The sequence below is a fragment of the Rhodococcus gordoniae genome (assembly GCF_001646655.1).
Taxonomy (GTDB): Bacteria; Actinomycetota; Actinomycetes; order Mycobacteriales; family Mycobacteriaceae; genus Rhodococcus; species Rhodococcus gordoniae.
In genome coordinates, this window is the sequence record NZ_LPZN01000003.1 from 235,047 (window position 1) to 261,713 (window position 26,667).

Consider the following 26,667-nt stretch of genomic DNA (forward strand, 5'->3'; position numbering starts at 1 on the left):
ACGAGGGAGACGACATGGATGTCCTTGTAGGACAGTTCTTCACAGGATTGAGTATCGGATCGATCCTGTTGCTGGCAGCGCTGGGGCTGTCGCTGACGTTCGGCCAGATGGGCGTGATCAACATGGCCCACGGCGAATTCATCATGGCCGGCAGCTACACGGCGTTCGTCGTGCAGCAGGTGATTTCCTCGGCCGGGGTGTCCTTGTTCGTCTCCCTGCTCGTCGGCTTCCTGGTGGGCGGTGTGATGGGGGTGCTGCTCGAGGTCACCCTCATCCGCCGCATGTACCACCGCCCGCTCGACACCCTGCTCGTGACCTTCGGTGTGGGCCTGCTGCTCCAGCAGGCCGCCCGCGACATCTTCGGCGCCCCCGCCGTCAACGTCGTCGCACCGTCCTGGCTCTCCGGCGGGGTCGAGATCCTCGGAGCGGTGGTCCCCAAGACCCGCCTCTTCATCCTGGCCCTGGCCGTGATCTGTGTGATCGCGCTGATCGCGTCGATGAAGTACACCCCGATAGGACGACGGATCCGCGCCGTGGTGCAGAATCGCGATCTCGCCGAGACCGTGGGCATCTCGTCCCGCCGCACCGACATCACCACCTTCTTTCTCGGCTCCGGCCTGGCCGGTCTCGCCGGTGTCGCCCTGACCCTGATCGGCTCCACCAGCCCGACCGTCGGGCAGTCGTACCTGATCGACGCCTTCCTCGTGGTCGTCATCGGTGGTCTCGGCCGGATCGAGGGCGCGGTGCTCGCGGCCGTCGCACTGGGCCTGCTCACTTCGTTCATCGAGTACTCCACGACCGCCTCGATCGCGAAGGTGATCGTGTTCGTACTCATCGTGATCTTCCTGCAGGTCCGCCCGCAGGGCCTGTTCGCCGTCAAGACGAGGAGCCTGGTCTGATGTCCGTGACCCTGTCGGCCCGCACCTTCACACAAGCCGGACCCGCCCGTATCATCACCCGCCCCGGACCCACCCGTACCGCAGCGGGATTCGCGCTCGCCGCACTGATCCTGTTCGGTCTTGCCCCGGCGGTGCTCTCCGATTTCCGGCTCGGCCTGCTCGGCAAGTTCCTGTGCTTCGCGATCGTCGCCGTCGGGATCGGCCTGGCCTGGGGTCGCGGCGGCATGCTCACCCTCGGCCAGGGTGTGTTCTTCGGCCTCGGCGCCTACATCATGGCGATGCACCTGAAGATCGCCGACGCGCAGCTCCGCGGCGATTCGGTTCCGGACTTCATGCAGATCGCCGGCATCCGCGAACTACCCGCCTACTGGGTGCCGTTCACCTCGCCCGCCGTGACGCTGCTGGCGATCCTGATCGTGCCGGCCCTGATCGCCGCGCTGCTCGGCTTCGGGGTGTTCGCCCGCCGCGTCAAGGGTGCCTACTTCGCGATCCTCTCCCAGGCTCTGGCCGCCGCCTTCGCGATCCTGCTCGTCGGTCAGCAGTCCACCGGAGGGTCCAACGGGCTCAACCGTTTCCGTACCTTCTTCGGCTACGACCTGTCCGATCCGGTGAACAAGCGGATGCTGTTCTTCATCGTCGCGGCGATCCTGCTGCTCGTCGTCGCCGCGACCCGCCAGCTCATGCAGTCCCGTTACGGCGAACTGCTCGTCGCGGTGCGCGACCAGGAAGAGCGCGTCCGTTTCCTGGGCTACGACCCGGCCCTGATCAAGGTCGTCGCCTACACCGTCGCCGCCTTCTTCGCCGGCGTCGCCGGGGCGATGTTCGTGCCCATCGTCGGCATCATCTCCCCCGCCGACGTCGGCATCGTCCCGTCGATCGCGTTCCTCATCGGCGTGGCCATCGGCGGACGCAACACCCTGCTCGGCCCGGTCCTCGGTGCCATCGGCGTCGCCTGGGCACAGACCGCCCTGTCGGAGAGCTTCCCCTCCGCCTGGACTTACGCCCAGGGCCTGCTGTTCATCGTCGTCGTCGGCTTCTTCCCCGCCGGCCTGGCCGGAGTGATCACCCTGCTGCGCCGGCGCCGCAGCCCCACCCCTCCGGATCCGACATCCGAACCCGAACCCGATTCCGATCCCGCCGACCTTCCCGCGATGGAGCGCGCCCGATGAGCACACCCGTCTACGGCGGCAACGCCGGTATGAGCAGCGACTACCTCGAGATCCGCGACCTGCGTGTCACCTTCGACGGCTTCACCGCCGTCGACGGCGTCGACCTGACCCTCCTCCAAGGCGACCTGCGGTTCCTCATCGGCCCCAACGGTGCCGGCAAGACGACCCTGGTCGACGCCGTCACCGGCCTGGTGCCCGCGACCGGCTCGATCACCAAGTCCGGCGTCGAACTGCTCGGCAAGAAGACCCACAGGGTCGCGCGCCTCGGTGTCGGCCGCACCTTTCAGACCGCCTCGGTCTTCGAGGAACTGTCGGTCCTGCAGAACCTCGACATCGCTGCCGGCGCGGGCCGCTCCCCGTGGCAGCTGCTGCGTCGCCGCAGCGGCGTGCTGCCCGAGATCGAGGAAGCCCTCGAGACGATCGGCCTGACCGCCCACCGCGACACCCCCGCCGGGATCCTCGCCCACGGGCAGAAGCAGTGGCTCGAGATCGGCATGCTGCTCGTCCAGAACGCCGACGTCCTGCTCCTCGACGAACCCGTCGCCGGCATGAGCCACGACGAACGTGAGGAGACCGGGCAACTGCTGCGGCGCATCGGTGCGCAGCGCACCGTGGTCGTCGTCGAGCACGACATGGACTTCATGCGCGCCTTCGCCACCTCCGTCACCGTCCTCGCCCGCGGCAAGGTCATCGCCGACGGCACCGTCGACCAGGTCCAGAACGACCCGCAGGTCCAGCAGGTCTATCTCGGGACCGCCACCGCACCTCAGGAGGCATGATGCTCGAACTCGTCGACGTCCACGCCGGTTACGGTCGCACCGAGATCCTGCACGGACTCTCCCTCACCGTCCCGTCCGCCAAGTCCGTTGCGGTCATGGGCCACAACGGCGCCGGCAAGACCACCCTGCTGCGCGCCGCCGTCGGCCTGCTGCCCGTCACCCGCGGAAAGATCCTCTTCGACGGTGAGGACGTCACCTCGCTGCGACCGTCCGCCCGGGTCGCCCGGGGTCTGGCCTACGTCCCGCAAGGGCAGCAGTCCTTCGGCCAGCTCACCTGCCGTGAGAACCTGCAGGTCGTCGCGGACACCAGGCGCAACGGCCGCGCGCTCGTCGCCGACATGCTCGACCTGTTCCCCGCCCTCGTCCCGCTGCTCGACCGCCGGGCCGGGTTGCTCTCCGGCGGCCAGCGCCAGCAACTCGCCATCGCCCGCGCCCTGATCACCGAACCGCGCATGCTCGTCCTCGACGAGCCCACCGAGGGCATCCAGCCCTCGGTGGTCGCCGAGATCGAGAACACCATCGTCGAACTCGGCCGTAGCGGCGGCCTCGGGGTGCTGCTCGTCGAACAGCACATCGGTTTCGCTCTCGACAACGCCCTGCACTACTACGTCCTCGAATCCGGGCGTATCACCTCCACCGGGGAAGGTGGTGTCGACGCCGCTGCCACCGTCCGCGCGGCCATGGCGATCTGATGGCCGCCGACACCCGCCGCGAACGCGTCTACACGGCGCTGCGTGCCCGTCTGATGTCCGGCACACTCTCCCCCGACGAACGGCTCAGCGAGGAACGGCTCGCGGAGCAGTACGGGGTGTCGCGAACTCCGGTGCGCGAGGCCCTCGCCCGGCTGGTGTCCGACGGGCTCGTCGAGCGTCGTGACCAGGGGCTGTATCCCTACCGTCCGCGTTTCGACGACCTCGCCGACCTGTACGAGCTGCGCACCACCCTGGAGCTGCGCGGGATCCGCCGGGTGCTCGAGGACGAGTCGGTACGGCACGACCCCGACGTCCTCGGCCCCGAACTCGACCACTGGTACGAGATTCGCAGCCGTCCGCCCGAACCGGACGCCGGTTTCGTCACGCTGGACGAACGCTTCCACATGACGTTGCTCGCCGCCTCCGGCAATCGCGCCCTGTGCGACGCCCTGGCCTCGGTGAACGCCAAGGTGCGTCCGGTGCGGATGTTCGACTACCTGACACCCGATCGCATCGCCGCCACCGTCGACGAGCACATTGCGGTCGCCGAACTCGTTCTCGCCGACAAGCTCGACGACGCCCACCACCTGCTGCTCGCCCACATCGACACCTCGCGATCGGTGGTCGTGCGACGCGCCGAGGAGGCACGCACCTTCGCGCGGATGGCCCGCGCCGTCCGCGACTGACCCGCATCCGTGGAGCCCCGGTCGTTCCGCGTGACCGGACGAGCTCGTTCGGGCACACTGGCGCTCATGACACCCCGCATCCAGCCCGGACGTTTCAAGGAACTCGGCCCGCTCAACTGGGTGACATGGAAGGCCCTGTCCGCTGCCGGGGGTACCTCGGACGCCCACCTGTTCAGCACGCTCGGCCGCACCGGGCGACTGTTCCGCGGATGGTTGCACTATGCGGGCATGCTCATGCCGTTCGGCCGCCTCGGCCGCTTCGAGTCGGAGATGGTCATCCTGCGGGTAGCGCATCTACGCGAGTGCGGTTACGAATTCGACCACCACACCCGTCTGGGCCGCCGCGCGGGGATCACCGACGAGGTGCGCGACCGTATCGTCGCCGGACCCGGCGCTCCGGGCTGGCAGCCGAGGCACCGTACGCTTCTCACCGCCGTCGACGAGCTCGTGACCACGAAGCACCTGTCCGACGAGACCTGGTCGTCGCTCGCGCAGTACTACGACGACCGCAGGCTCATCGAATTCTGCCTGCTCGTCACGCAATACGATGCTCTCGCCACGACCATCGGTGTCCTGCAGATCGAACGCGACTTCTGATCCGTCCGCATGCCGGCATCCGGCCGGAGAGGACATCCCTAACAAGGCTGTTACACAACGTCACAGCGGCGTCATTGCCGGTCCATAGCGTATACAGCCATGTCCACGAAGATGTATACAGCTGCGGCGCCCGTCTCCCCGGCGAGGGTGTCCGCCACCGATCGCGTTCTCGCCGCGCTGCGCCGCATCGGCGAGGTGGAGCGCCCCGAAGTGTGGATCACGCTGCGCGGCGCCGACGATCTCCTCGCCGAGGCCGCCGCCGTGGACGCCCGCGTCGCCGCCGGTGAGTCACTGCCGCTCGCCGGTCTGGTCGTCGCGGTCAAGGACAACGTGGACGTCGCCGGAATCCCCACCACTGCTGCATGTCCCGAGTTCGCGTACGTCCCCGAGGAGACCGCCTCGGGTGTCGAGCGCCTGATCGCCGCCGGCGCCGTCGTCCTGGGCAAGACCAACCTCGACCAGTTCGCCACCGGTCTCGTCGGGACCCGCAGCCCGTACGGGACGGTGCGGTGCGCCTGGGATCCCGAGAAGGTCTCGGGCGGTTCGAGTTCGGGTTCGGCGGTCGCCGTCGCGCTCGGCATCGCCGACATCGGGCTGGGCACCGACACCGCCGGGTCGGGACGCGTCCCGGCCGCGCTGAACGGAATCGTCGGTGTCAAGGCCACCCTCGGCGTGATCCCGGCGCACGGCGTGGTGCCGGCGTGCGTCGACTACGACTGCCTCACGGTCTTCGCGCCGTCGCTCGACCTCGCGGCGACCGCGGTCCGGGTGATGGCCGGACCCGAATCCCGAGATACGCGCAGCAGGGCATGGCCCGCGGACGTGCGACTCGCCGCATCGAACGCTCTGCGTGTCGCGGTGCCGCGCGCCGAGGATCTCGAGGCCCTGTGCGACGACTACCGCGACGCCTTCGCCCGCACGGTGGCGACGACGCGCGAGGCCGGCGCCGAAATCGTCGAGGTGGACATCTCTCCGCTGCTCGACGCGGCGCTGCTGCTGTACGACGGTGCCGTGGTGGCCCAGCGCTACGCCGCTGTCGGCGAGTTCCTGTCGAGGGCGCCGGAGGGCGCCGATCCCACCGTCGCCGCGATCGTCGCCGACGCGAAGAAGCCCGCCGCGTACGAACTCGTCGAAGACCTCGACACCCTCACCCACGTCAAGGCGTTCGCAGCTGAACTGCTCACCGGGTTCGACGGGTTGCTGCTCCCGACGACGACGGAACACCCGACGATCGCTGCAGTGGAGGCCGATCCGGTCGCCGTCAATCGACGGATGGGCACCTACACCAACTTCTGCAACCTACTGGACATGGCGGCGGTGGCCGTTCCGGGCGCACCCACGGCGGGCGGCGATCCGTTCGGGGTCATGGTCGTGGTCCCGGCCTTCGCCGATCAGGTGGCAGTGGACGTCGCAGCCGCGCTGAACGATGTGGATGCGCCGCGCGTCGTCGAGTCCGGTGTGGAACTCGCGGTCTTCGGAGCGCACCTTCGCGGTCAGCCACTGCACTTCCAGCTCGAGAAGCTCGGGGCGCGGTTCGTCGAGGAAGTGCACACCTCCGACGCGTACCGTCTCGCCGCGCTGAACACGACACCACCCAAGCCGGGACTGGTGCGGCACGCACCGGGCGAGGGCGCCGCGATCACCGGCGAACTGTTCCGTCTGTCGGAGGCCGGTCTGGGACGCTTCCTCGCCGCGCTCCCCGCCCCGATGACGCTGACGAGTGTCGAACTGGCGGACGGGCGGTGGGTCGTCGGTTTCGGATGCACGCAGGACGCCGCGAAGGACGCGGTGGACATCACCGGGTTCGGTGGCTGGAAGGCCTACCGGGCGTCACGATCTCGGTGAGCGGTCAGCGGGGCGGCGGGTCGACCTTCACGCCGCCACCGTCGTGTTCGGGTCCGGCATCGGGATGATCGGCGGGCAGGCGGTCGCGGAACCGCGCGGCCTCGCTGGGGGCGGGCCCACCCTGGGGATCCTGCGAGCGTCGGTACGGTCCGGGCTTGGGCCGGGGCTTGCCGCCCGGGAAGGCGAGCCGGGCGATGGTGCGGTGCACCATGAACCACTGCTTGCCCAGTCTGCCCGAGTTGTAGGGCAGTTCGTAGCGTTCGCAGATGTCCTTGACCTTCGGCGCGACCTCCGCGTAGCGGGTGCTCGGCATGTCGGGGAACAGATGGTGCTCCACCTGGTAACCGAGATTGCCGCTCATGACGTGGAACAGCGGGGTGCCTTCGATGTTCGCGGCGCCGACGAGCTGCCGCACGTACCACCCTCCGCGCGACTCGTTCTCGACCTCCTTCTTCGAGAAGGTGTAGGTCTGGTCGGGGAAGTGTCCGCAGAAGATGATCGCGTGCGCCCACACGTTGCGGATGATGTTGGCCGTGACGTCGGCGAGCACGGTCGCGAGGAAGGTCTTCTCGACACCGGGCAGATACCGGTCGGCGAGATCGGCTGCGGTACGGAACTTTCCGGACCGGTCCTTACCGATCGGCCCCGTGCTCGTCGAGCGCAGTCGCCGGCCCAGACGTGAGGTCTTCGGCTGGGGCAACCGGCCCTGCAGCGCGACCTGCGCGAGACCGAACAGCGCGGCGCTCACCAGCGGCCAGCCGACGTAGTCCTTGACGAACTGGGCGCGGGCCTTACCGGCGATGCCCTTCAGTTCCTCGAGCACCTGCCCGGCCGACTTCTCTCCGGCCCACAGCGCCTCGAGGTCGAGGTCGTGCAGCGCGACACCCCACTCGAACAGCACGGTGAGCAGCGCGTTGTAGACGGGCTGCGCGAGGTAGACGGGGTGCCACTTCTGGTGCGGGTCGATCCGCATGATCTCGTAGCCGAGGTCTTTGTCGAGACCGCGAATGTTGGTGAACGTGTGGTGGATGTAGTTGTGCGAGTGCTTCCACGCTTCCGCGGTGGAGGCGGTGTCCCAGTCCCACACCGACGAGTGGATGTCCGGATCGTTCATCCAGTCCCACTGGCCGTGCATGACGTTGTGGCCGATCTCCATGTTCTCGAGGATCTTCGCCAGGCCGAGGCAGGCCGTCCCGGCCACCCATGCGGGCTTCGACGACGACGCGAACAGCAGCACCCGCCCCGCCACGACCAGTTGACGCTGCGCCGCGATGACGTTCTTGATGTACTGCCGGTCCTTGTCGCCGAGGCTCGAGTACACCTCGTCGTGGATGGCATCGAATTCCTTCGCGATCTGCTCGAGATCGTCGTCGCTCAGATGCGCGAGCGGACTCTGCAGTTCCTGCGACCCGGTATCGGCCCTGTCGATGCTTCTCGTCACGACGCCCCCTGCCTCGAAGCCGGTTGCTTCACAGTTCGATTTCGATGTCGCCCTCCGCGGTGTGGATGCAGGTACGCACCGCCGCCCCGGTGGGCTCGCTCACCTCGTCGGTTCGCAGGTCCCGGAGTTGTCCGGATCTCAGTGTTCCGACACACGTGTGGCAGATGCCGATCCGACAGCCGTACGGCAACTTCAGGCCGGCGTTCTCCCCTGCGACCAGGATGGGTGTTCCGCCGTCGCATTCCACCTCCTTCTCGCTGTCGAGGAAGTGGATGGTGCCGCCTTCGCCGCTTCCGGCATTCCCGCCGATGATCGGCTGGAAACGTTCGAGGTGGAATCTTTCGGGATCGCCGTGTTCGTCCCAGTGTTCTTCGAGGGCGTCGAGCAGGTCGCGCGGACCCGAACAGAAGGCGTCGCGCTCGCGCCAATCGGGGCAGAGTTCGTCGAGGTCGCCGGGAGTGATGCGGCCGCGTTCACCGCTGAGCCACACTTCGAGGCGCAGGCCGGGATGACGGTCGTCGAGCTCGTGCAGGGTCGACGAGAAGATCACCTCGTCGGGGGTGCGGGCGGAATGCACGACCACGACGTCGTCGACGCGGTCGCGGTGGTCGAGGCTGCGCAGCATGCTCATGATCGGCGTGATCCCGCTGCCCGCGCTGATGAACAGCATCTTCCGAGGCAGCGGATCGGGCAGTGTGAACACGCCCTCCACCTCGCCGAGCCGGACGATGTCGCCCGGTTCGAGCTTGCGGACCAAATACGGCGAGACCACACCGTTCTCGACGAGCTTGGGCGTGACGCTGATGAGTCCGTCGTCCGGATCCGGGTCGGAGGTGAGCGAATACGCCCGCCAGTGGTAGACGCCGTCGATGATCACGCCGAGCCGCACGTACTGGCCGGGCTCGTGTCCCCGCCACTCGTAGGCCGGGCGGATGAGCACCGACGCGGCGTCGCCACCCTCGGGGACGACCCGCTCGACACGGCCGCGCAGTTCGCGGGTCGTCCAGAGCGGGTTGATCATCTCGAGATAGTCGTCGGGACGGAGGGGCGTGAACAGGTGCCGCACCGTGCGCAGCAACCATCTCCGAACCGGGTGCACGTGTGGGCGAGCGCCGCGTTCCGCCATGGCGACACACTACGCGTGCATACACGCCGCACGTGCGGATTCGCTTCCGTGTGGAAGCGGGAACAATCGTCAGCGCAGGATCGTCAACTGCACTACCGAATCGGCGTTCGCGACGAGGCGGTGCACGATACCCGCGTCGACGTGGACCGCGGTGCCCGGCAGCAGCGACACGGTCTCGTCGGCGGTGCTGAACGCGATGTCCCCGGTGACGGCCTGCACGAGGATCGGGGCGCCGGCCTTGTGGTCGTCCATCGTCTGCCCGGCGGTGAAGGACAGACGTACCACGGTGGCACCGGTGACCGCCGCGAGCTTCTCGATGCGCGGCCCGCTCCCCTCTCCCGCGTTGAGCTCCGCGAGCCCCTCGATACGGGTGAGCCTGCCCTCGACCTGCTGTGCACTCATCACGCTTCCTTCTTCGTGGCGACGATCTCGATCGCGACCAGATGCTTCTTGTACTTCGTGAACGTCGACCGCATCCGGAGCACCCGGCTGCGGGCGTCGGAGTCGCGAAGGACGTTGCCGACGAACTTCAGGGTCCCGGGCAGGCCCTCGTCGGCGAGGATGCGCTTGGGTTCGAGCAGCGCCATGGGGGCGAAGCCAATCTTCTCGACCTCGAATCCGTTCTCCTCGAACAGGGTCCGCCATTCCGCCGCGGTGAGCGGGCGGGCGTTGACCTTGATCGAGCGCGCGAGCGACTTGCGGATCTCGGTCTTGACCTCGTCGTCGACCGCGTCGGGTTCGATCGCGAGTTCGTGGATGGCGTACCGCCCGCCCGCCCGGAGCACCCGCCGTGCCTCCTGCACGATCTCCGCCTTGTGCCTGTCGGTCTGCATGGTGAGCATCGCCTCGCCGACCACGACGTCGGCGACCTCGTCGTCGAGTCCGGTCTTCGACGCCTCGCCGCTGACCACCCTGCCGCCACCGGCGATGGCCTTGCGCGTCAGTTCGGCTGCCGTCTCGTCGGATTCGACGCCGGTGTAACTGCCGGGCGAGTACGCGAGGATCTCCTGCGCGGTCCGGCCGAGGCCGGGCGCGAACTCGACGACGTCCGCGCCGCGCAACCGCGCGTCGGCGAGCATGCGCGCCGTCAGTTCCTTGCCGCCGGGCCGCAGCACACGCTTGCCCAGGCGGGCGAGCAGCCAGTGTCCCGGCAGGTGGGCGGTGTCCCTACCCGCAAGGGGCAGAGCATCTTCCGATGCGCGCTCATTCGTCATGTTCTGCACTCTTTCTCGCGAGGCCAAGAGTAGCCACAGTTCCGAGACTCTCCGGACCGGTCGTAACGTGGACGGTGATCCGGTCGTCGCCTCCATGACGCCGACTATAGAGGATTTTCTTCCTTTTAATAAGGTGACCCTCACCTAAGGGGCACCCCGGGCGCGACGGGAGAGCGGACTTGGCACGGCGGGTGAAGCAACACGAGCGGATTCTCGGACTGTTGCGGGAATCCTCGGGCCCGGTCGACGCCCATCACCTCGCCGCCACGCTCGACCTGCACGTCACGACCGTCCGCTTCCATCTCGCAGGCCTCGAGGAGGAAGGTCTCGTCCGCACCCGGCAACTTCCGGCCGAGCGGGTCGGGCGCCCGCGCCTCGGCTACGTCGCGGTGAAGGAACCGTCCTACACCGATCTCGTCGCGCTGCTCGCCGCGCGGATCGGGGGCACCCCCACCGAGCGCGAGGACAAGGCGTTCGAGGTGGGCTCGGACTGGGCGGGCATGCTCGCCCTCGCACCCGCGCCGACCGTCGACGCCGCCACGCTCGTCATCGACGCCCTGCAGCAGTTGGGTTTCGAGACGCAGAGCGCGACGAACGCCTTCGGCACCCACAGTCTCACGCTGTGCACGTGCCCGCTCGCGGAGATCGCCCGCACGAATCCCGAAGTGGTGCGCGGCATCCAACGCGGATTGATCCAGCGCGTCCTCGACGACCACGCCGACCTGCTGCGCAGCCGCTACGCCGTCGACGTCCGGCCCGACCCGCAGGACGGCAACTGTCTCGTGCAGCTCGTGCTGCGTCCGGAGAAGGGCGGAACGACGTCAGCCCGCGACGACGGTCGAGTCGTCACGGGCTGAGCCGGTACATCCGAGCGGGGATCCGCCCACACGGAAGAAGGGTGAACGCGGAGCCTCGGGTCGGCCCCGCATCCTCAGAAATTGATCATGTGTCCTGCGAGACCGTGGATGGCCTCCTGCAGCGCCTCGCTGAGCGTCGGGTGCGTGTGGACGTTGCGCGCGAGCTCGTTGACCGTGAGGTCCCACTTCTGGGCCAGGGTCAGCTCGGGCAGCAGCTCCGAGACGTCGGGGCCGATGAGGTGGCCGCCGATGAGCTCACCGTGGGTCTTGTCGGCGATGAGCTTGACGAAGCCGGTGGGATCGCCCAGACCGTGTGCCTTGCCGTTGGCGGTGAACGGGAAGGTCGCGACCTTCACGTCGTACCCCTCGGCCTTCGCCTGCTCCTCGGTGAGACCGAAGGAGGCGACCTGCGGCTGGCAGAAGGTCGCGCGCGGCATCATGCGGTAGTCGCCGAGCTCGAGTGTCTCGGCGCCGCCGATGGTCTCGGCCGCGACCACGGCCTGTGCCTCCGCGACGTGGGCGAGCTGAAGCTTCGCGGTGACGTCGCCGATAGCGTAGATGCCCTCGACATTGGTGCGCATGCGCTCGTCGATCGCGATGGCACCGCGGTCGGTGAGCTCGACGCCGGTGTTCTCGAGGCCGTAGCCCTCGACGCGCGGCGCGAAGCCGACCGACTGCAGCACCTTGTCGACCGTGACGGTCTCGACGTTGCCGGACTTGTTGTCCTTGATCTCGACGGTCACCTTCGAGCCGTCGTCCGAGATCTTCTGCACGGCGGCACCGGTCTTGATGGTGATGCCGAGCTTCTTGTACGCCTTGGCGATCTCCTTGGAGACGTCGGCGTCCTCGTTGGGCAGTGCGCGGTCGAGGAACTCGACGATGGTGACGTCGACCCCGTAGTTCTTCAGGACGTAGCCGAACTCCATGCCGATGGCGCCGGCACCGACGATGACGATGGACTCGGGGAGGTCGCGGGTGAGGATCTGCTCCTCGTAGGTGACGACGTTGTCGCTGAGCTCGGTGCCCGGGAGCAGCTTGGTGACCGAGCCGGTGGCGATGATGACGTTGTCGAAGGTCACCTGTTCGGTGCCACCCTTGGTGAGGGCCACCTCGATGGTCTTGGCGTCGACGAACGAGCCCTTACCGTCGTATTCGGTGATCTTGTTCTTCTTCATGAGGAAGTGCACGCCCTTGGTGCGGCCGTCCGCGACCTTGCGGCTGCGGTCGTAGGCGGCACCGAAGTCGAAGGACACGTCACCGGAGATGCCGAAGGTCTTGGCCTCTTTGTTGAAGAGATGCACCAACTCGGCATTGCGGAGAAGCGCCTTGGAGGGGATACAGCCCACGTTCAGGCAGACACCACCCCAGTACTTCTGCTCGATGATGGCGGTGCTCAGTCCCAGCTGTGCCGCGCGGATAGCAGCGACGTACCCACCGGGACCGGCTCCGAGGACAACGACGTCATAGTGTGAGGTCACGGATATACAGGGTAGTCCCGCCCGATTCCGGTGTCTGCCGATGGTCCGGTTACCCGCGGGTAGCCACCGTCCCGATCCGCTCTCCACCGATCGGATGACGGCGCGTGTCGTCCGGTTCGGGCATGATGTCGTCGTGCGTGTTCCCCGTCGAGATCAACCCGCGCGGCGCGAGGCCGCTCGGGTGTTCGACACGGGAGAACACACATGGAATACAACGCGATGATCGAAATCGACGCCGACCTCGATCGCTTGACCGACGACGAGACCGTCGACCTCATCGAACCGATCGTCCCGCATCACGGGGCGGTGGGGCGCAGCGACAACGGCCGCGCCCAGCTCGTCATCACCGTCGACGCCGTCGACGCGATCCACGCCCTGCGGTTCGTGCGCGACCTGATGCATGCCTCGTACCCGTCCTACCGCGTGAACGCGGTGGACGTGTTGCCCACCGGCGCGTTCGACGCGATCTACGGATTCGGCGACTGTTTCGCCTGATGTGAGAGCCCGGTGAGGGTCCGCGCCGCGCGGACCCTCACTTCCGGCGCCCGAACCTCCGCATGGCGAGCAGGTACCGGGGGATCGACCGGAGCGGAACCCGCACCGGCCAGTCGTCGGGGCGGAAGTACGCCTCGGTGCCGCCGTCGACCACCACGACGCTTCCCGTCAGGAAGTCCGCCGCCGGCGACAGCATGAACTCGACCCACTGCGCGATCTCCTCGGGCTTCCCGAAGCCGCCGAGCGGAACGGGGAAGCTCTCGACCGCCTTCCCGAGCGGGCTGTCGAGCTGCGCGTCGAGCAGCGGGGTGGAGATCGCTCCCGGTGCGAGGACGTTGAGGCGGATACCCGCTCCTGCCCACTCGGGGGTTACCGCAGCCCGGCGCGCCCATCGGGTCACGGCGATCTTCGACGCCGCGTAGGTGAACGGCGGACCCGTCTGCGGGATGCGCGTGGCGCGGGCGACGCCCTTGTCCATGTCGCCGGCGAGGAACGCCTTCACCGCCGAGTTCGGCACGCCGGGCGTCGTCGTCGTCGAGTTGGACCCGAACACCACAACCTTGCTGTTGCCGGAGGCGACCAGCGCCGGCCGCCAGCCGACGAGCAGGTCGATCACGCCCCGCACGTTGACCTGCGCGATGATCTTCTCCTTGCCCGGGGCGGGACCCAACCCGGCGGCGAGTACGGCGCCGTCGAGACGGCCGCCCGCCAGCTCGAGCGTCGTGCGGACCGCATCGGAGCGGCCCTGGGGCGTGGACAGATCCGCCGTGACCTCGGTGTCCTTCAGGTCGATGCCGATCACCGTGTGCCCGGCAGCCCGTAACCGTTCCGCACTCGCCCTGCCCATTCCCGACGCGGCACCCGTCACCGCATATACCGCCATGTACCCCTCCATCGTTCGATTCGGGGCACGCTACAGCGCGGCGACCGCCTCGCGCAGCAAGGCGACGTACCGAGCGAGACCGGCCGCATCGACCACCTCCGGGGAGGTCGTCACCGACAGGGTCACCGCCTCGCCGATCCCGTGCACGCCGTGTGTGAGGGCCTGCACCGGCGACAAGCCGGGGAAGCCGGAGGTGAACCGCACCCGGCCGCCACCGAGTTCCAGGTCGGCCCGGCCGCGATCGACACTCGAGACGACGGTGTTGCCGGTGACGGTGGGCGGGACGACGGACAGGTCGAGGCGGTCGGTGCCGAAGCGCAGCAGCGGTGCCGGGACGTGATCGTCGGTGCGGGCGCGTACCGCCATTGCGGGGTGGCGCGCGCGGATCCGCTGCGACGCCAGGTCGGCGGCGATCGCCACGGCACGCTCGTGCGGGTCGCGGATGGTGCAGTGCAGGTCGACTCCGACGTTGCGGTAACTGTTGCGGGAGGTCGCGGTGGGCACCGCGACCGGCACTTCCGCGGACAGTTCGTCGACACCGAGGAAGTCCGACAGGGCGGCACCGATCACGGTGAGCGCACCGACGGTGACGGTGCCGACGCGGCGCAGGTCTGCGGTGTCGACCACGACTGTGCGCACCGCCCGGCGCGGTCCGGGCGCGGTGTTCACGGCCACCAGCGGCCTCCCCGGGGCGGGTTGCGGGACCGACGGTTCGGCGAGTTGCCGTTGTGCTTCGACCGCCCGTCGCCCGTCGGCGATCACCTGCGGGATCGACAGAGGCAACCGCAGGAGGGCGCGCGCGAGCATCCCGGCCGGCGAGGGGGCACGCGGCGGGGTCGTGGGTGTGGCGATGCCCGACAACAGGTCCCGGGCCAGCGCGGACGTGCGCACCCCGTCGGCGAAGGCGTGCGACATCTGCAGGACGACGACGAGCGCGGGACCGTTTCCGCGCGGAGCATCGGCGACCTGCTGGAAGATGTGCAAGCGCCACGGTGAGACGGTGACGTCGACGCGGGTCGCGACGAGCCCGGACAGCGTGTCGAGCACCTGCCCGTAGCTGCCGGATTCGTGGACGACGAACCGGTCGGGGCCAGGTCCGCAGGCTGTCCAGTAGGGATAGTCGAGACCCGCGGGCACCTCGACCATCCGCACCTGCAACTCCCCCATCGCCGCCACCCGCGACCGCAGTTCGGCGAGCACCTCGGCGACCGGAACCGCGGGGGCGTCGAAACAGTAGAGGGCGAACAGGTCGCCCGGGATTCGGTCGCCGAGCCATTCTCGGCGCGCGTCCGACGGATGCATCTGCACGAGGTCACAGTCTGCCTGCCGCCCGCGGCAGGTGAGGGGCGGGTATGAATGGGTCATGAGCGACGACACGACCGATCCGTACCTGTGGCTCGAGGACGTCACCGGCGAGAAACAACTCGACTGGGTGCGTGCCCGGAACGACCGAACGGTCGAGACGTACACCCGCACCGACGGCTTCACGGACCTCGAATCCCGCATCCGCGAGGTACTCGACACCGACGCCCGCATTCCGTACGCCCGTCGGCGGGGTGAGTACCTCTACAACTACTGGCGGGACGCCGAGCACGTGCGCGGCCTGTGGCGTCGTACGACGATGGAGCAGTACCTGCGCGACGAACCCGACTGGGACGTCCTCGTCGACCTCGACGCCGTCGCCGAGGAGGAGGGTGAGAACTGGGTGTGGTCGGGAGCCCAGGTGCTGCGGCCCGACCAGACCCGCGCGCTCATCAGCCTGTCGCGCGGTGGTGCCGATGCGAGCGTGATCCGCGAGTTCGACCTCGTCGAGCGGCGATTCCTCTCGGGTCCGGACAGTTTCGAACTGCCCGAGGCGAAGACGGACATCGGGTGGATCGACGCCGACACCGTCTATGTCGGAAGCGATTTCGGCGACGGATCGCTCACCGACTCGGGATACCCGCGTCTCGCGAAGAGATGGCGACGCGGCACGCCGATCGAGCAAGCCGAGACGGTCTTCGAGGGTGAGCGCAGCGATGTCGCGGTTTCCGCGTGGTACGACGACACGCCAGGATACGAACGCACCCTCGTCGACCGCGCGATCGACTTCTACCGGGCGCACCGGTTCGAACTCACCGCGGACGGCGGACTCGTCCGGCTCGACGTTCCCGACGACGCGCGGGTGAGCGTCTACCGCGATCACCTGCTCGTGCGTACCCGGTCCGACTGGCTCGGATATCCCGCCGGCACGCTGCTCGCGGCGGACTATCCGGCGTTCCTCGCCGGTTCGCGCGAGATGACGGTGCTGTTCGCCCCGGACGAGCACACCTCGCTCGAGCAGTACGCGTGGACGAAGAATCACCTGCTCGTCGTCACACTGCGCGACGTGCAGACCCGCGTGCGGGTGCTCACGCCCGGTGACGACGGCTGGGCCGACGAGGAACTGCCCGGTGTCCCCGATGCCACGTCGACCTCGATCATCGACGTCGATCCGCGCACCGGCGACGATTTCTTCCTCAACTCCAGCGGATTCACGATCCCGGCGACCCTGTTGTCCGGGACGGTCGGCGGCGCGGTGGAGGCGATCAAGCAGGCGCCGTCGTTCTTCGACGCCGAGGGCATCACGGTCGAGCAGCACTTCGCGACGTCCGACGACGGCACACAGGTGCCCTACTTCGTGGTCGGCAGCAACACCGGAACCCCTTCGCCCACACTGTTGTACGGATACGGCGGGTTCGAGAACTCGATGGTTCCGGCCTACAGCGGTGGCGTGGGGCGGGCATGGCTCGAGAAGGGCTACACCTACGTCATCGCCAACATCCGCGGCGGTGGCGAGTACGGCCCCACCTGGCACACCCAGGCACTGAAGGAGAACCGTTACAAGGTCTTCGAGGACTTCGCCGCGGTCGCGAAGGATCTCGTCGCGCGCGGGATCACGACAGCGGCGCAGCTCGGCACCCAGGGCGGCAGCAACGGCGGGTTGCTCATGGGCGTGATGCTCACGCGCTATCCCGAACTGTTCGGGGCGATCGTGTGCCAGGTGCCGCTGCTCGACATGAAGCGTTATCACCTGCTGCTCGCCGGAGCATCGTGGATGGCCGAGTACGGCGACCCCGACAACCCCGCGGAGTGGGAGTTCCTGTCGAAGTACTCGCCGTACCAGAACACCGATCCCGACGCTGCCTACCCGCCGATCCTCGTCACCACGTCGACGCGGGACGACCGGGTGCATCCCGGGCACGCGCGCAAGATGGTCGCGCGTTTGGAGGAACAGGGACACGACGTCTCGTACTACGAGAACATCGAAGGTGGTCACGGCGGCGCGGCCGACAACGCCCAGGCGGCGTTCAAGTCGGCGCTGACGTTCACCTTCCTGGCCGACAAGCTCGCGAACCGGTGACCTTCGGGGAGGTCGTGTGCGTTTTCGTCGAAAAAGACGCACACGACCTCCCTCATCTCGCGGGGCCGGTGGACTCGCGGACGACGAGCTGGGTCGGGAGTACGAGTCCGTCGGCCACCGCGACCCGCTCGTAGGCCTGCCGGGCGAGCATCTCCATGGCTCGCGCCCCGGCGTCCTCGGTGCGTTCGGCGAGCGTCGTGAGCGACGGCTGACACAGGTCGGACCCGAAGATGTTGTCGAAACCGACCACGCTCACGTGCCCGGGCACGGACACCCCGCGTTCGCGCAGCCGGCGCAGCACCCCGATCGCGAGCATGTCGTTGTGGCACACCACCGCGGTGACGCCGGCCGCCACGGCGGCGTCGGCCGCGGCGGCACCGCCTCCGAGCGTCGGCGAGTACGGGCCGAAGCGACGCACCACGATGTCGTGGGCTTGTGCCGCCGCCTGCAGACCGGCCCACCGTCGCGCTCCCGACCACGACTCGGGCGGGCCGCCGAGGAACAGCAGCGAGCGGTGCCCGAGCGACGCGAGATGGTCGACGATCTGACGTGTTCCCGTCTCGTAATCGGCCACGACGCAGGAAATTCCGCGGATCGCGCGGTTGACCAGGGTCACGGCGTCGAGTTCCGCGACGCGCCGGAGCTCGTCGTCGGGCATGCGCGCGGCCGCCAGGACGAAGCCGTCGACCGCCGGCCCCAACCGCCGGATGATGTGCGCTTCGGTGACCGCGCTCTCCTGCGTGTCGGCGAGGACGAGGGTCCGGCCGGAGGCGACGGCGGCGCGCTCGGCCCCCTTGATCACGCCGGAGAAGAAGGGGTTCGTGATGTCGGGGACGAGCAGCGCCAGGGTGTTGGTGCGTCCCGATTCGAGGGCACGGGCCGCGGGGTTGGGGGCGTAGCCGAGCCGGTCGGCGACCTCGAGGATGTGATCGCGGGTGACGACGTTGACCCGGCCCGGGTCGGTGAAGGCGCGGGAGACCGTGGACGCCGCGACCCCTGCCTCGCGGGCCACATCGGTGATGGTGGCGCGTTTCCGGGAACGCGGGGCAGCCGACATGCGGACAGTATGGCAAAAAATGGCAAACGATTGCCGTGTGCTGCGCCACACCCCTACCGTCCCTGTATCCGATACTGAAGACCCACCCCCCGAGGCACCCGATGACCGAAAACACCACCGTGCAGCGCACGCCCCGCAAGGCGGCACTCGCCGCCTGGAGCGGCAGCGCACTGGAGTACTACGACCTGGCGATCTACGGCACCGCCGCTGCGCTCGTCTTCCCCGAGATCTTCTTCCCCGAGGGGAACCAGGCGGTCGCGACCGTCGCATCGCTCGCGACCTTCGGCGTCGCCTACGTCGCCCGCCCCTTCGGTTCCGTCCTGATGGGCCACATCGGCGACCGCTTCGGCCGCAAACTGATCCTCGTCGGCACGCTGCTGCTGATGGGTGTCTCGACATTCCTCATCGGTTGCCTGCCGACCTACGGCCAGGTCGGCATGATCGCACCGATCCTGCTGGTCGTGCTGCGACTGCTCCAGGGATTGTCCGCCGCGGGCGAGCAGGCCGGCGCGAACTCCATGTCGTTCGAACACGCCCCCGACGACAGGCGCGGCTTCTTCACCAGCTGGACGCTGAGCGGCACGCAGGGCGGCCAGGTGCTCGCACCGCTCATGTTCCTGCCGGTGATCGCCCTGCTGTCCGAGGAACAGTTGCAGTCGTGGGGCTGGCGCGTGCCCTTCTGGATCAGCGCCGTGATCGTGCTGATCGGCTTCCTCATCCGGCGCAGCCTCGACGAGACCCCCGAGTTCCACGCCGAGAAGGCGCACAACGAGGCACCCAAGGCACCGCTGGCCGTGCTCTTCCGCCATCACTGGACCAGCGTCCTGCGGGTCTTCTTCGCGGCCTTCATCGCCATGGTGAACACGGCCTTCCAGGTCTTCGCCCTCAACTTCGCCACGGCCGACGAGTACGGCATCGGCATCAGCGACACCACGATGCTGTGGCTGGCGATCGTCGCCAACATCATCGCCGTGGGCACCATCCCCCTGTGGGCCGTGCTGTCCGACCGCATCGGCCGCAAACCGGTCTTCGTCTCCGGTCTGATCGGCAGCGCCGTGATGGTGACGGCCTTCCTGTGGTCGATCTCGCGGGGCGACGTGCCGCTCGTGCTCGTCACCGGCATCCTGCTCGCCGGCGTGATCTACAGCATGCCGAACGCGGTGTGGCCCGCCACCTACGCCGAGTACTTCCCCACCAGCGTCCGCCTGTCGGGCATGGCGATCGGCACCCAGTTCGGCTTCGCCCTCGCCGGTTTCACCCCGGCCATCGCCGGATCGCTCATGGACGGCAACGCCGACAACTGGTACCGCGTGGCCCTGTTCTGCGTCGGCGCCGTCGTCATTTCGCTGGTCGCGGTGGCCACCGGACCGTCCGGAACCCACAAGGTCCCCACCCGTGAGATCGGCCTGCTCCCCCACGACCGGAACACCGCGCCGGTTCCCGCCGGAGCCGCATCATGAGTGCACGTCCCACCATCGCCGTGCTCAACGGGCCCAATCTCGATCTGCTCGGCACGCGCGACCCCCGTCTCTACGGCACCGCGACACTGGCGGACATCGAGAAATCGTGTCGCCGCACCGCCGACGACCTGGGCTTCGACATCGACTTCCGGCAGACCAACCACGAGGGCGTCCTGATCGATTCGATCCACGACCTACGCGAATCGGCGGCAGGCTTCGTCGTCAACGCCGCGGCCTACACGCACACCTCGGTTGCGCTGCACGACGCGCTGGCCATCGTCGCGGCACCGATCGTGGAAGTGCACCTGACCAACATCCACGCCCGCGAAGAATTCCGGCACCGCTCGTTCGTCGCTCCCGTCGCGAAGGCCGTGATCGCCGGATGCGGCCCCGACGGATACGCGTTCGCCATCCGTCACCTGGCCGCGCTTGCACTCGATACCGAACAGAAGGACCGTTCCCGATGACCACCGCCGCGCCCGCACGCACATCCTTCCTGCTGGGCCTGTTCGGCGCCGGGATCGGCGGTTCGCTCACCCCGGCCATGCAGGAACGAGAGGGCTTCGCCTCGGGTGTGAACCTGACCTACCGCCTCGTCGACGCCGAGCGTCTCGGCTACGGTGTCGACAACCTGGCCGAGATGCTCGACTGGGCACAGCGATTCGGTTTCGACGGGCTCAACATCACGCATCCGTTCAAGCAGGTCGTCATCCCGCTGCTCGACGAGTTGTCCGACGACGCCCACGATCTCGGGGCCGTCAACACCGTGGTCTTCCGCGACGGGCGCGCGATCGGCCGCAACACCGACTGGTCCGGTTGGGGACGCGCCTTCCGCCGGCGCCTACCCGACGCCGTCTCCGACCGCGCCGTGCTGGTCGGGGCCGGTGGTGCCGGTTCGGCCGTCGGGTACGCGCTGCTCGAACAGGGCTCCGCGCACGTGTCCATCGTCGACGTCGACGTCGAGAAGGCGCAGGCCTGCGCGACCCGCCTCGCCAAACGGTTCGGCGACGACCGGGTCGCCGCGACCACCGACCTCGCCGGGGCCCTGGCCTCGGCGCAGGGCCTGGTCAACGCGACCCCCACGGGCATGACCGGTCATCCCGGGCTTCCCGTTCCCGCCGAACTCGTCCGCGAGGACCTGTGGGTCTCCGACGTCGTGTACTTCCCACTCGAGACCGAACTGATCCACCTCGCCCGCTCCCGCGGCTGCCGCGTCGTGCCCGGTGGTGGCATGGCCGTCTTCCAGGCCGTGGGTGCCTTCGAGTACTTCACGGGCGTCGAACCCGACGCCGAACGCATGGTCCGACACTTCGAGGAGCTGACCCGCTGATGCGCCGCGGAATCGCCACCGTCTCGCTCTCCGGTGTTCTCGCCGACAAACTCGACGCGATCGCCGCCGCGGGATTCGACGGAATCGAGATCTTCGACAACGACCTGATCGCGTCGCCGCTGTCCCCCACCGAGGTGGCCCGCCGCTGCGCCGATCTCGGCCTGTCGATCGATCTGTTCCAGCCGATCCGCGACATCGAGGGCGTCGACCCGCGGCGGTTCCCCGACGTCCTGCATCGCGTCCGCCGCAAGCTCGAGGTGATGAACGAACTCGGCGCGACGACCTTCCTGGCGTGCTCGAACGCGCTCCCGAACGCGATCGACGACCCGGAGCTGTCCGCCGAGCAGCTGCGTATCGTCGGCGAGCTCGCCGCCTCGCACGGGGTCACCTTCGCCTACGAGGCCCTCGCCTGGGGACGGCACGTCAACCGGGTCGGACAGGCGTGGAATCTCGTCGACCGCGCCGACCACCCGGCGGTGACGCTGGCCGTGGACACCTTCCACATGCTCGCGCGCGGCGACGACGGACGCGCCCTGGCCGGAATCCCGGGCGAGCGCATCGGTTTCCTGCAGGTCGCCGACGCCCCGGTGCTCGAGATGAACGTCCTCGAATGGAGCCGCCACTTCCGCTGCTTCCCGGGGCAGGGCATGCTCGACGTGTCCGGGGTCGTCGCGGCCGTGCTCGACGCCGGCTACGACGGCCCGCTGTCGCTCGAGGTCTTCAGCGACGTGGTGCGCGAAGCGGATCCGCATGTGACCGCGCGCGACGCGATGCGGTCGCTGCTGTTCCTCGAGGACCGGCTCGGTGCGCGGCTCACCGGCCCCGCACGCGAGAAGGTGACGGTCGCGCCGCCGGTGCCGGCGCGCACCGATGCGGCGTTCGTCGAACTCGCCGACCCCGACCGCACCGACTACCCGGCACTGCTCACCGGACTCGGATTCCACATCGCCGGCCGGCACCGCAGCAAGCCCGTCGTGTGGTGGCGCAACGGCGGCGCGAACGTCGTCCTCAACGAAGCGCCCGCGCCGGGCCCTGCCGCGACCGCGCTGGGGCTCGTCGCGCCCGACGTCGCCGCGGTGGCCGAACGCGCCGCCAGCCTGTTGTGGCCCGCGGTCGACCGCACCCGCGGGGAGGGCGAGGCGGGCCTGCCGGGCATCACCTCCCCCTCCGGCCTGCACGTCTTCGTCAGTGCCGAGGCAGGGCAGACCGACGACTGGCACAACGACTTCGTGGCCGACGACGCCGCAGTCACTCCCCCGGCGGACGAGGGATGGCTCGGTCTCGACCACGTCGACGTGACGGTGGCCGCGGACGATCTGAACCAGGAGCTGTCGTTCTTCCGCACCCTGTTCGGGCTGCGCCCGGAGGACCCCGAGGAGTACATCCAGCCGCAGGGCCGCCTGCGTATCCGCGCCCTGCGTGCGGAGAAGGGGGACCTGCGGGTCGCGTTGAACGTCTCCGAGACCGGTGCGGCGCCACAGCCGCACGGCGTGACCCAGCTGGCCTTCGCCACGGCAGACGTCGTCGACTCGGTGCGCCACGCGCGTGCGCGCGGTGTGGAGTTCCTGCGACCACCCGCGAACTACTACGCCGACCTCGATGCGCGGTTCGCGCTCGACCCCGGGCTGCTCGCCGCCCTGCAGAGCAACGGCCTGCTCTACGACCGCAACGACGACGGAGGTGAATTCCTGCACGCCTACACGCTCCCGGTGCAGGGTGGATTCCAGGTCGAACTCCTCGAACGGCGCGGCGCCTACACCGGATACGGCTCCCCGAACGCCCACGTCCGGCTCGCCGCGGCCGCCCGCGCGGGATCAGCGGTCACGTAACCACGCCACGATCGTCGCGACGGTGTCGTCGTTGTCGCGGATCCAGCCGTTGTGGCCCAGGGGCCGCGGATTGTGCCATCGGGTGATCTCGGTGGACGGCAGCTTCTCGAGCAGGTGCTGCGCGGACGCGACGGGGGTGAGTTCGTCGCCGTCGATCGTGATCGACAGGACGGGGAGCGTGAGCCGCCCGATCCGTTCCTCGTAGTCGATGTCCGCGCCGGCCGGTTCGAACCGGCCGGTGCGGGCCAATCGTGCCCAGTCGGAGATCAGGGCGCGCGACTGCCGGCCGAAGCCGGCGACGTCGATCCGGTCGCCGGGCCAGAACCCGGCGACCGCGGCGGTCAGCGACATCGCCGTCGATCCGAGCCACAGCCCCGGGCCGCGGACGCCGCCGTGGTGCCGGTAGTAGGGCGTGCCCGACGCGACGAGGATCAGCCCGCCGAGCCGTCCGCGGATGCGCGCGGCGTAGAGCGCGCCGAGCTGCCCGCCCATGGAGTGACCGAGCAGGTAGGGCGTCGAGTCGGGGAAACGTTCCCGCACCACCTCGAAGACGGCGGGGAAATGCGTCGCGACGATCTCGTGGTAGCCGTACGTGCTGTCCGGTCCCGGCCTCGGACGGCTGTCACCCTGACCGGCGAGCTCACAGACAGCCGCGTCGAATCCGTGCTCGGTGATCGCCTGCGCGAAGGGCTCGTAGTAACCGGCGGGGATACCGAGGCCCGGGACGACGACCACGACGGCGCGGGAGGCGTCGCGGCGTGTCTCGTGTTCGTGGTCGGGTCCCGCGAAGAGGCGCACCGGCGCCGTGGTGCCGCCGGGAAGCTGGATCGGTACGGTCTCCACCGGCTCAGACTAGGCCGATCCGGACGCGGCGGTTGCCGGTTTCCTCCTCCACCCCGAGTCCGGAATTCAGGGTGGGGATGGGGGTCGTGCCCGGATGTGCTCGGGCCCGGTCGCGGCGGACGATCGAAATGTCCGATCCAGCACCCCTTCGGAGGATCCCATGCGTACCCCTTCCGCTCGCTCCCGTCTCGCGACCGCCGCCGTCCTGTCGATGGGCACTGCCGCGTTCCTTCTCGGAACAAGCACTGCCGCAGCACAACCCGCGCCCGGCGTCGTGGGCATGAGCGAGCAGGACGCGGTCGAGATGCTCGCCGCGAACGATGTGCCGTACACGATCGTCAACCGGTCCGGTTCCGTCGGCGGCGACTGCACGGTGACCGCTCAGCGAGACCGGGGGTACCGGACCGTCGTCGAGTACGAATACGACAGCGACGACAACGAGTTCGACCGTGTCGAGCGTCAGGTGTGGCGAGGGGTAGGCCTGGCGGTCGTGTGCCGCTGACCCGCCTCGAAGGTCGGTCCAGCCCGAAAATACTCTCCCGCAGACCATCTCGAGTATCCTCGCGGCTTCCGAGCACGCCGGGCGACGAGTTGTCCAGGATGATTCCAGCACTCCCCGGCGAGAGTCCGGTCGACCCCGAGTCGAAGATCAGGGTGAAGATCCGGGCCGTTCCCGGATGTGGCGGGATCGTCTCGGCGACAGGATGAATGCATGAACTTCGAGAACCGGACCCCCCGCCCCTTCACCCGTTCCTCGTCCCAGCGCATGCTCGGTGGCGTGTGCGCAGGACTGGCCGAGTACTTCGGCATCGACCTCAACCTCGTGCGCGCAGGCGCACTCCTCACAGCCTTCGTCACGGGTGGCACCGCCGTACTGCTCTACCTCGCATTGTGGATGATCGTCCCCGAACACTGATCGACATCCCGGCCCGAAGAACATGCGACCCCCGATGGACATCCATCGGGGGTCGCATGTTGTGCAGGTGGCAGCGGCAGTCGCGAACCACTACGACTGGGCGCTGCCCAGCAGAGCGCTGCCGCTGTCGAGCAGGGTGCCCAGAAGTTCGGTGCCGCCGAGCAGTTCGAGGGCGGAGCCGATGAGTTCGATGATCTCCATGAGAATCTCCTTCGTCCGATCGCATATCGAACGGATTTCGTCCGATCGCTTTACGCCCACCCGGAAATCCGACCGGATTCCATCGGGCTCGAATAGATTCTGGTCACATTCGTCGAGCTTTCGCGACCCGAGAATGCAAAAAACTGGTGTGATGACTTTCACACTCGCAGATTCACCCGAAGAGTCCCCGTAAATCAGCAGTTCAGAGTACTCGCATAAGAAAATGGAACGTTCGTACCGATCGATTCGCTTCGGATTCGATATTTCCGATCGACCCGTTTCATCCCGTTCCCGAACAGTTATGGGCGAGTTGCCCGGTCCACCGGAAATATGCCACCGAACGGAAATGCCCGGCTCGACAGAGGTCGAACCGGGCATTCGGCGAGTCGCGGAAGGACCCCTACAGTCCGACCGCCTCGGACAGCACCGGCCACGAGTTGCGCAGATCGTCCTCCCAGTAGTCCCACGAATGCGTGCCCGCCGGGCGGATGTCGATGTGGGCGGGAATGTCCAGTTCCCCGAGGCGCTGTGCCATCCGCTGCGTGCAGTGATGGACGGCTGCCTCGATGCTGCCGCCGACGACCACCTGACCGACGAGTCCGATCGGGTCGTTGTTCACCGACCGGGCCCCGAGCCGCTCGTACTCACCGGGCAGACCCGAGCCCGACGAGATGTACACGTCGATCCCGCGAAGTTTCTCCGCGTGGAGGTACGGATCGTTCTCGATCCATCCCGCGTCCCCCACCGGGCCCCACATGTTCTCGGGATCGCCGCCCTTGACCCGCACGACGGCCTGCACGTACGACTGCCCGAGCGGCGTGCTCGTCTCGGCGCACCCGCTGTACGCCCCGACCGCCTCGTACAACTCGGGCGCTGCCGTCGCGAGGCCGAGAACCGACGTACCCGACATGGACACGCCTGCGATGGCGTTGCGGCCCGACGTCCCGAACTGCGCGTCGACGACCGGCGGGAGTTCGCGCGTCAGGAAGGTCGTCCACTTGTTGCGGCCGAGCACGGGATCGTCGTTCTGCCAGTCGGTGTAGTAGCTGTACCCACCCAGGAGGGGCGTGACGACGTTGATGTTCTTGTCGGAGAAGAAGTCCTCGATGTCGGTCTGCCTCTCCCAGGTGGCGATCCCCTGACCGCCTCCCGAGCCGTTGAGCAGATAGAGCGTGGGACGGGGTTCGCTCGCGTCGGCGGGTGTCCGGACCCGGAGCGGGATCACCTTGTCCATCGACGGCGAGTAGACGTTCGCGATCACGGTGCGGTCGCTTTCGCGCTCGACGGAGGTCAACTCCCCCACCGGCTGTTCGCCGGCCTCTCCCGGCCGCGCGACGGCGCCTCCAGCAGTCGCGAGCACCATCGACGTTGCCACCGCCATCGTGAGCAGTACCCGTCGCAACCGGGACGACCGCATGTTCTCTCCCCTCGTGGATCCGTCTGCCTGCACACTGCCGTCCGGCGCCGGATCGGCACGAACCGCCGGGA

Annotated in this window: 26 protein-coding genes; 16 read left to right on the forward strand and 10 right to left on the reverse strand. The window is 68.4% G+C overall.

Annotated elements, in window-relative coordinates; all coding sequences use genetic code 11:
- The first annotated feature begins 14 nt into the window (after positions 1 to 14).
- From urtB to atzF, 7 genes are all read left to right on the forward strand, one after another.
- Complete coding sequence (gene urtB / locus A8G18_RS02890; RefSeq protein WP_016931975.1) at positions 15 to 899, forward strand: urea ABC transporter permease subunit UrtB; 885 nt, start codon at positions 15 to 17, stop codon at positions 897 to 899.
- Entirely contained in the window at positions 899 to 2,068 is a 1,170-nt protein-coding gene (gene urtC / locus A8G18_RS02895) for an urea ABC transporter permease subunit UrtC (protein ID WP_016931974.1), read from the forward strand. The genes urtB and urtC overlap by 1 nt, the downstream gene beginning before the upstream one ends.
- Positions 2,065 to 2,847, forward strand: a complete 783-nt coding sequence (urtD, locus tag A8G18_RS02900) for an urea ABC transporter ATP-binding protein UrtD (protein ID WP_064062641.1) — start codon at positions 2,065 to 2,067, stop codon at positions 2,845 to 2,847. The genes urtC and urtD overlap by 4 nt, the downstream gene beginning before the upstream one ends.
- Positions 2,847 to 3,539, forward strand: coding sequence for an urea ABC transporter ATP-binding subunit UrtE (gene urtE, locus A8G18_RS02905; protein ID WP_064062776.1), 693 nt, complete (start codon positions 2,847 to 2,849; stop codon positions 3,537 to 3,539). Before urtD ends, urtE begins: the two co-directional genes overlap by 1 nt.
- The gene (locus A8G18_RS02910; RefSeq protein ID WP_016935001.1) at positions 3,539 to 4,225 is read left to right on the forward strand and encodes a GntR family transcriptional regulator; all 687 of its coding nucleotides are present in this window, start codon (positions 3,539 to 3,541) and stop codon (positions 4,223 to 4,225) included. Before urtE ends, A8G18_RS02910 begins: the two co-directional genes overlap by 1 nt.
- A gap of 66 nt (positions 4,226 to 4,291) precedes the next feature.
- On the forward strand, positions 4,292 to 4,822 hold the full coding sequence (locus tag A8G18_RS02915; RefSeq protein ID WP_016935002.1) for a carboxymuconolactone decarboxylase family protein: 531 nt from the start codon (positions 4,292 to 4,294) through the stop codon (positions 4,820 to 4,822).
- 111 nt (positions 4,823 to 4,933) lie between these two features.
- On the forward strand, positions 4,934 to 6,667 hold the full coding sequence (atzF, locus tag A8G18_RS02920; protein ID WP_064062777.1) for an allophanate hydrolase: 1,734 nt from the start codon (positions 4,934 to 4,936) through the stop codon (positions 6,665 to 6,667).
- A gap of 4 nt (positions 6,668 to 6,671) precedes the next feature.
- Here the strand turns inward: atzF and A8G18_RS02925 are convergent, their stop codons facing one another.
- The 4 genes from A8G18_RS02925 to A8G18_RS02940 all read right to left on the reverse strand — a co-directional run bounded on the left by A8G18_RS02925 (position 6,672) and on the right by A8G18_RS02940 (position 10,448).
- A complete protein-coding gene (locus A8G18_RS02925; RefSeq protein WP_064062642.1) occupies positions 6,672 to 8,108 on the reverse strand; it encodes a fatty acid desaturase family protein in 1,437 nt (478 codons plus the stop codon).
- A 28-nt stretch (positions 8,109 to 8,136) separates the two neighbouring features.
- On the reverse strand, positions 8,137 to 9,234 hold the full coding sequence (locus A8G18_RS02930) for a ferredoxin reductase (protein WP_037222825.1): 1,098 nt from the start codon (positions 9,232 to 9,234) through the stop codon (positions 8,137 to 8,139).
- Between the two features lie 69 nt (positions 9,235 to 9,303).
- Positions 9,304 to 9,636: a cupin domain-containing protein gene (locus A8G18_RS02935; RefSeq protein WP_064062643.1), complete on the reverse strand. Its 333-nt coding sequence runs from the start codon at positions 9,634 to 9,636 to the stop codon at positions 9,304 to 9,306.
- On the reverse strand, positions 9,636 to 10,448 hold the full coding sequence (locus tag A8G18_RS02940) for a class I SAM-dependent methyltransferase (RefSeq protein ID WP_064062778.1): 813 nt from the start codon (positions 10,446 to 10,448) through the stop codon (positions 9,636 to 9,638). The genes A8G18_RS02935 and A8G18_RS02940 overlap by 1 nt, the downstream gene beginning before the upstream one ends.
- Positions 10,449 to 10,627: 179 nt before the next feature.
- Between A8G18_RS02940 and A8G18_RS02945 the strand changes: the two genes are divergently transcribed.
- Complete coding sequence (locus A8G18_RS02945; RefSeq protein WP_245207763.1) at positions 10,628 to 11,305, forward strand: helix-turn-helix transcriptional regulator; 678 nt, start codon at positions 10,628 to 10,630, stop codon at positions 11,303 to 11,305.
- A 74-nt stretch (positions 11,306 to 11,379) separates the two neighbouring features.
- Here the strand turns inward: A8G18_RS02945 and lpdA are convergent, their stop codons facing one another.
- A complete protein-coding gene (gene lpdA, locus A8G18_RS02950; protein ID WP_064062645.1) occupies positions 11,380 to 12,783 on the reverse strand; it encodes a dihydrolipoyl dehydrogenase in 1,404 nt (467 codons plus the stop codon).
- 204 nt (positions 12,784 to 12,987) lie between these two features.
- Between lpdA and A8G18_RS02955 the strand changes: the two genes are divergently transcribed.
- Positions 12,988 to 13,278 (forward strand): hypothetical protein, encoded by a 291-nt coding sequence (locus A8G18_RS02955; protein WP_016933419.1) that lies wholly within the window; start codon positions 12,988 to 12,990, stop codon positions 13,276 to 13,278.
- A gap of 37 nt (positions 13,279 to 13,315) precedes the next feature.
- On the opposite strand, the gene A8G18_RS02960 is transcribed toward A8G18_RS02955, so the two are convergent.
- Positions 13,316 to 14,161: an SDR family oxidoreductase gene (locus tag A8G18_RS02960; protein ID WP_064062779.1), complete on the reverse strand. Its 846-nt coding sequence runs from the start codon at positions 14,159 to 14,161 to the stop codon at positions 13,316 to 13,318.
- A 30-nt stretch (positions 14,162 to 14,191) separates the two neighbouring features.
- Positions 14,192 to 15,526 carry a wax ester/triacylglycerol synthase domain-containing protein gene (locus A8G18_RS02965; protein ID WP_084421439.1) on the reverse strand — a complete coding sequence of 445 codons (1,335 nt, stop codon included), beginning with the start codon at positions 15,524 to 15,526 and terminating at the stop codon, positions 14,192 to 14,194.
- Here A8G18_RS02965 and A8G18_RS02970 point away from each other — a divergent pair.
- A complete protein-coding gene (locus tag A8G18_RS02970) occupies positions 15,525 to 17,543 on the forward strand; it encodes a prolyl oligopeptidase family serine peptidase (protein WP_064062646.1) in 2,019 nt (672 codons plus the stop codon). The two genes, A8G18_RS02965 and A8G18_RS02970, sit on opposite strands and share 2 nt — an antisense overlap.
- Before the next feature lie 52 nt (positions 17,544 to 17,595).
- Here A8G18_RS02970 and A8G18_RS02975 read toward each other — a convergent pair whose 3' ends face one another.
- Positions 17,596 to 18,600, reverse strand: coding sequence for a LacI family DNA-binding transcriptional regulator (locus A8G18_RS02975; RefSeq protein WP_064062647.1), 1,005 nt, complete (start codon positions 18,598 to 18,600; stop codon positions 17,596 to 17,598).
- A 101-nt stretch (positions 18,601 to 18,701) separates the two neighbouring features.
- Here A8G18_RS02975 and A8G18_RS02980 point away from each other — a divergent pair, with 101 nt between their 5' ends.
- The 4 genes from A8G18_RS02980 to A8G18_RS02995 are packed head-to-tail and all read left to right on the forward strand — an operon-like array spanning position 18,702 to position 23,219.
- Positions 18,702 to 20,060, forward strand: a complete 1,359-nt coding sequence (locus A8G18_RS02980) for an MFS transporter (RefSeq protein ID WP_064062648.1) — start codon at positions 18,702 to 18,704, stop codon at positions 20,058 to 20,060.
- Complete coding sequence (gene aroQ, locus A8G18_RS02985; RefSeq protein ID WP_064062649.1) at positions 20,057 to 20,527, forward strand: type II 3-dehydroquinate dehydratase; 471 nt, start codon at positions 20,057 to 20,059, stop codon at positions 20,525 to 20,527. Before A8G18_RS02980 ends, aroQ begins: the two co-directional genes overlap by 4 nt.
- The gene (locus A8G18_RS02990; RefSeq protein WP_064062650.1) at positions 20,524 to 21,390 is read left to right on the forward strand and encodes a shikimate dehydrogenase; all 867 of its coding nucleotides are present in this window, start codon (positions 20,524 to 20,526) and stop codon (positions 21,388 to 21,390) included. The genes aroQ and A8G18_RS02990 overlap by 4 nt, the downstream gene beginning before the upstream one ends.
- Positions 21,390 to 23,219, forward strand: coding sequence for a sugar phosphate isomerase/epimerase and 4-hydroxyphenylpyruvate domain-containing protein (locus tag A8G18_RS02995; RefSeq protein ID WP_064062651.1), 1,830 nt, complete (start codon positions 21,390 to 21,392; stop codon positions 23,217 to 23,219). Before A8G18_RS02990 ends, A8G18_RS02995 begins: the two co-directional genes overlap by 1 nt.
- Here the strand turns inward: A8G18_RS02995 and A8G18_RS03000 are convergent.
- On the reverse strand, positions 23,205 to 24,062 hold the full coding sequence (locus A8G18_RS03000; RefSeq protein ID WP_064062652.1) for an alpha/beta hydrolase family protein: 858 nt from the start codon (positions 24,060 to 24,062) through the stop codon (positions 23,205 to 23,207). The genes A8G18_RS02995 and A8G18_RS03000 overlap by 15 nt on opposite strands.
- 160 nt (positions 24,063 to 24,222) lie before the next feature.
- Here A8G18_RS03000 and A8G18_RS03005 point away from each other — a divergent pair, with 160 nt between their 5' ends.
- A complete protein-coding gene (locus A8G18_RS03005; protein ID WP_064062653.1) occupies positions 24,223 to 24,564 on the forward strand; it encodes a PASTA domain-containing protein in 342 nt (113 codons plus the stop codon).
- A gap of 210 nt (positions 24,565 to 24,774) precedes the next feature.
- Positions 24,775 to 24,978 (forward strand): PspC domain-containing protein, encoded by a 204-nt coding sequence (locus tag A8G18_RS03010; RefSeq protein WP_064062654.1) that lies wholly within the window; start codon positions 24,775 to 24,777, stop codon positions 24,976 to 24,978.
- Positions 24,979 to 25,579: 601 nt separating this feature from the next.
- On the opposite strand, the gene A8G18_RS03015 is transcribed toward A8G18_RS03010, so the two are convergent.
- Complete coding sequence (locus tag A8G18_RS03015) at positions 25,580 to 26,596, reverse strand: alpha/beta hydrolase (protein ID WP_064062781.1); 1,017 nt, start codon at positions 26,594 to 26,596, stop codon at positions 25,580 to 25,582.
- Positions 26,597 to 26,667 lie beyond the last annotated feature (71 nt).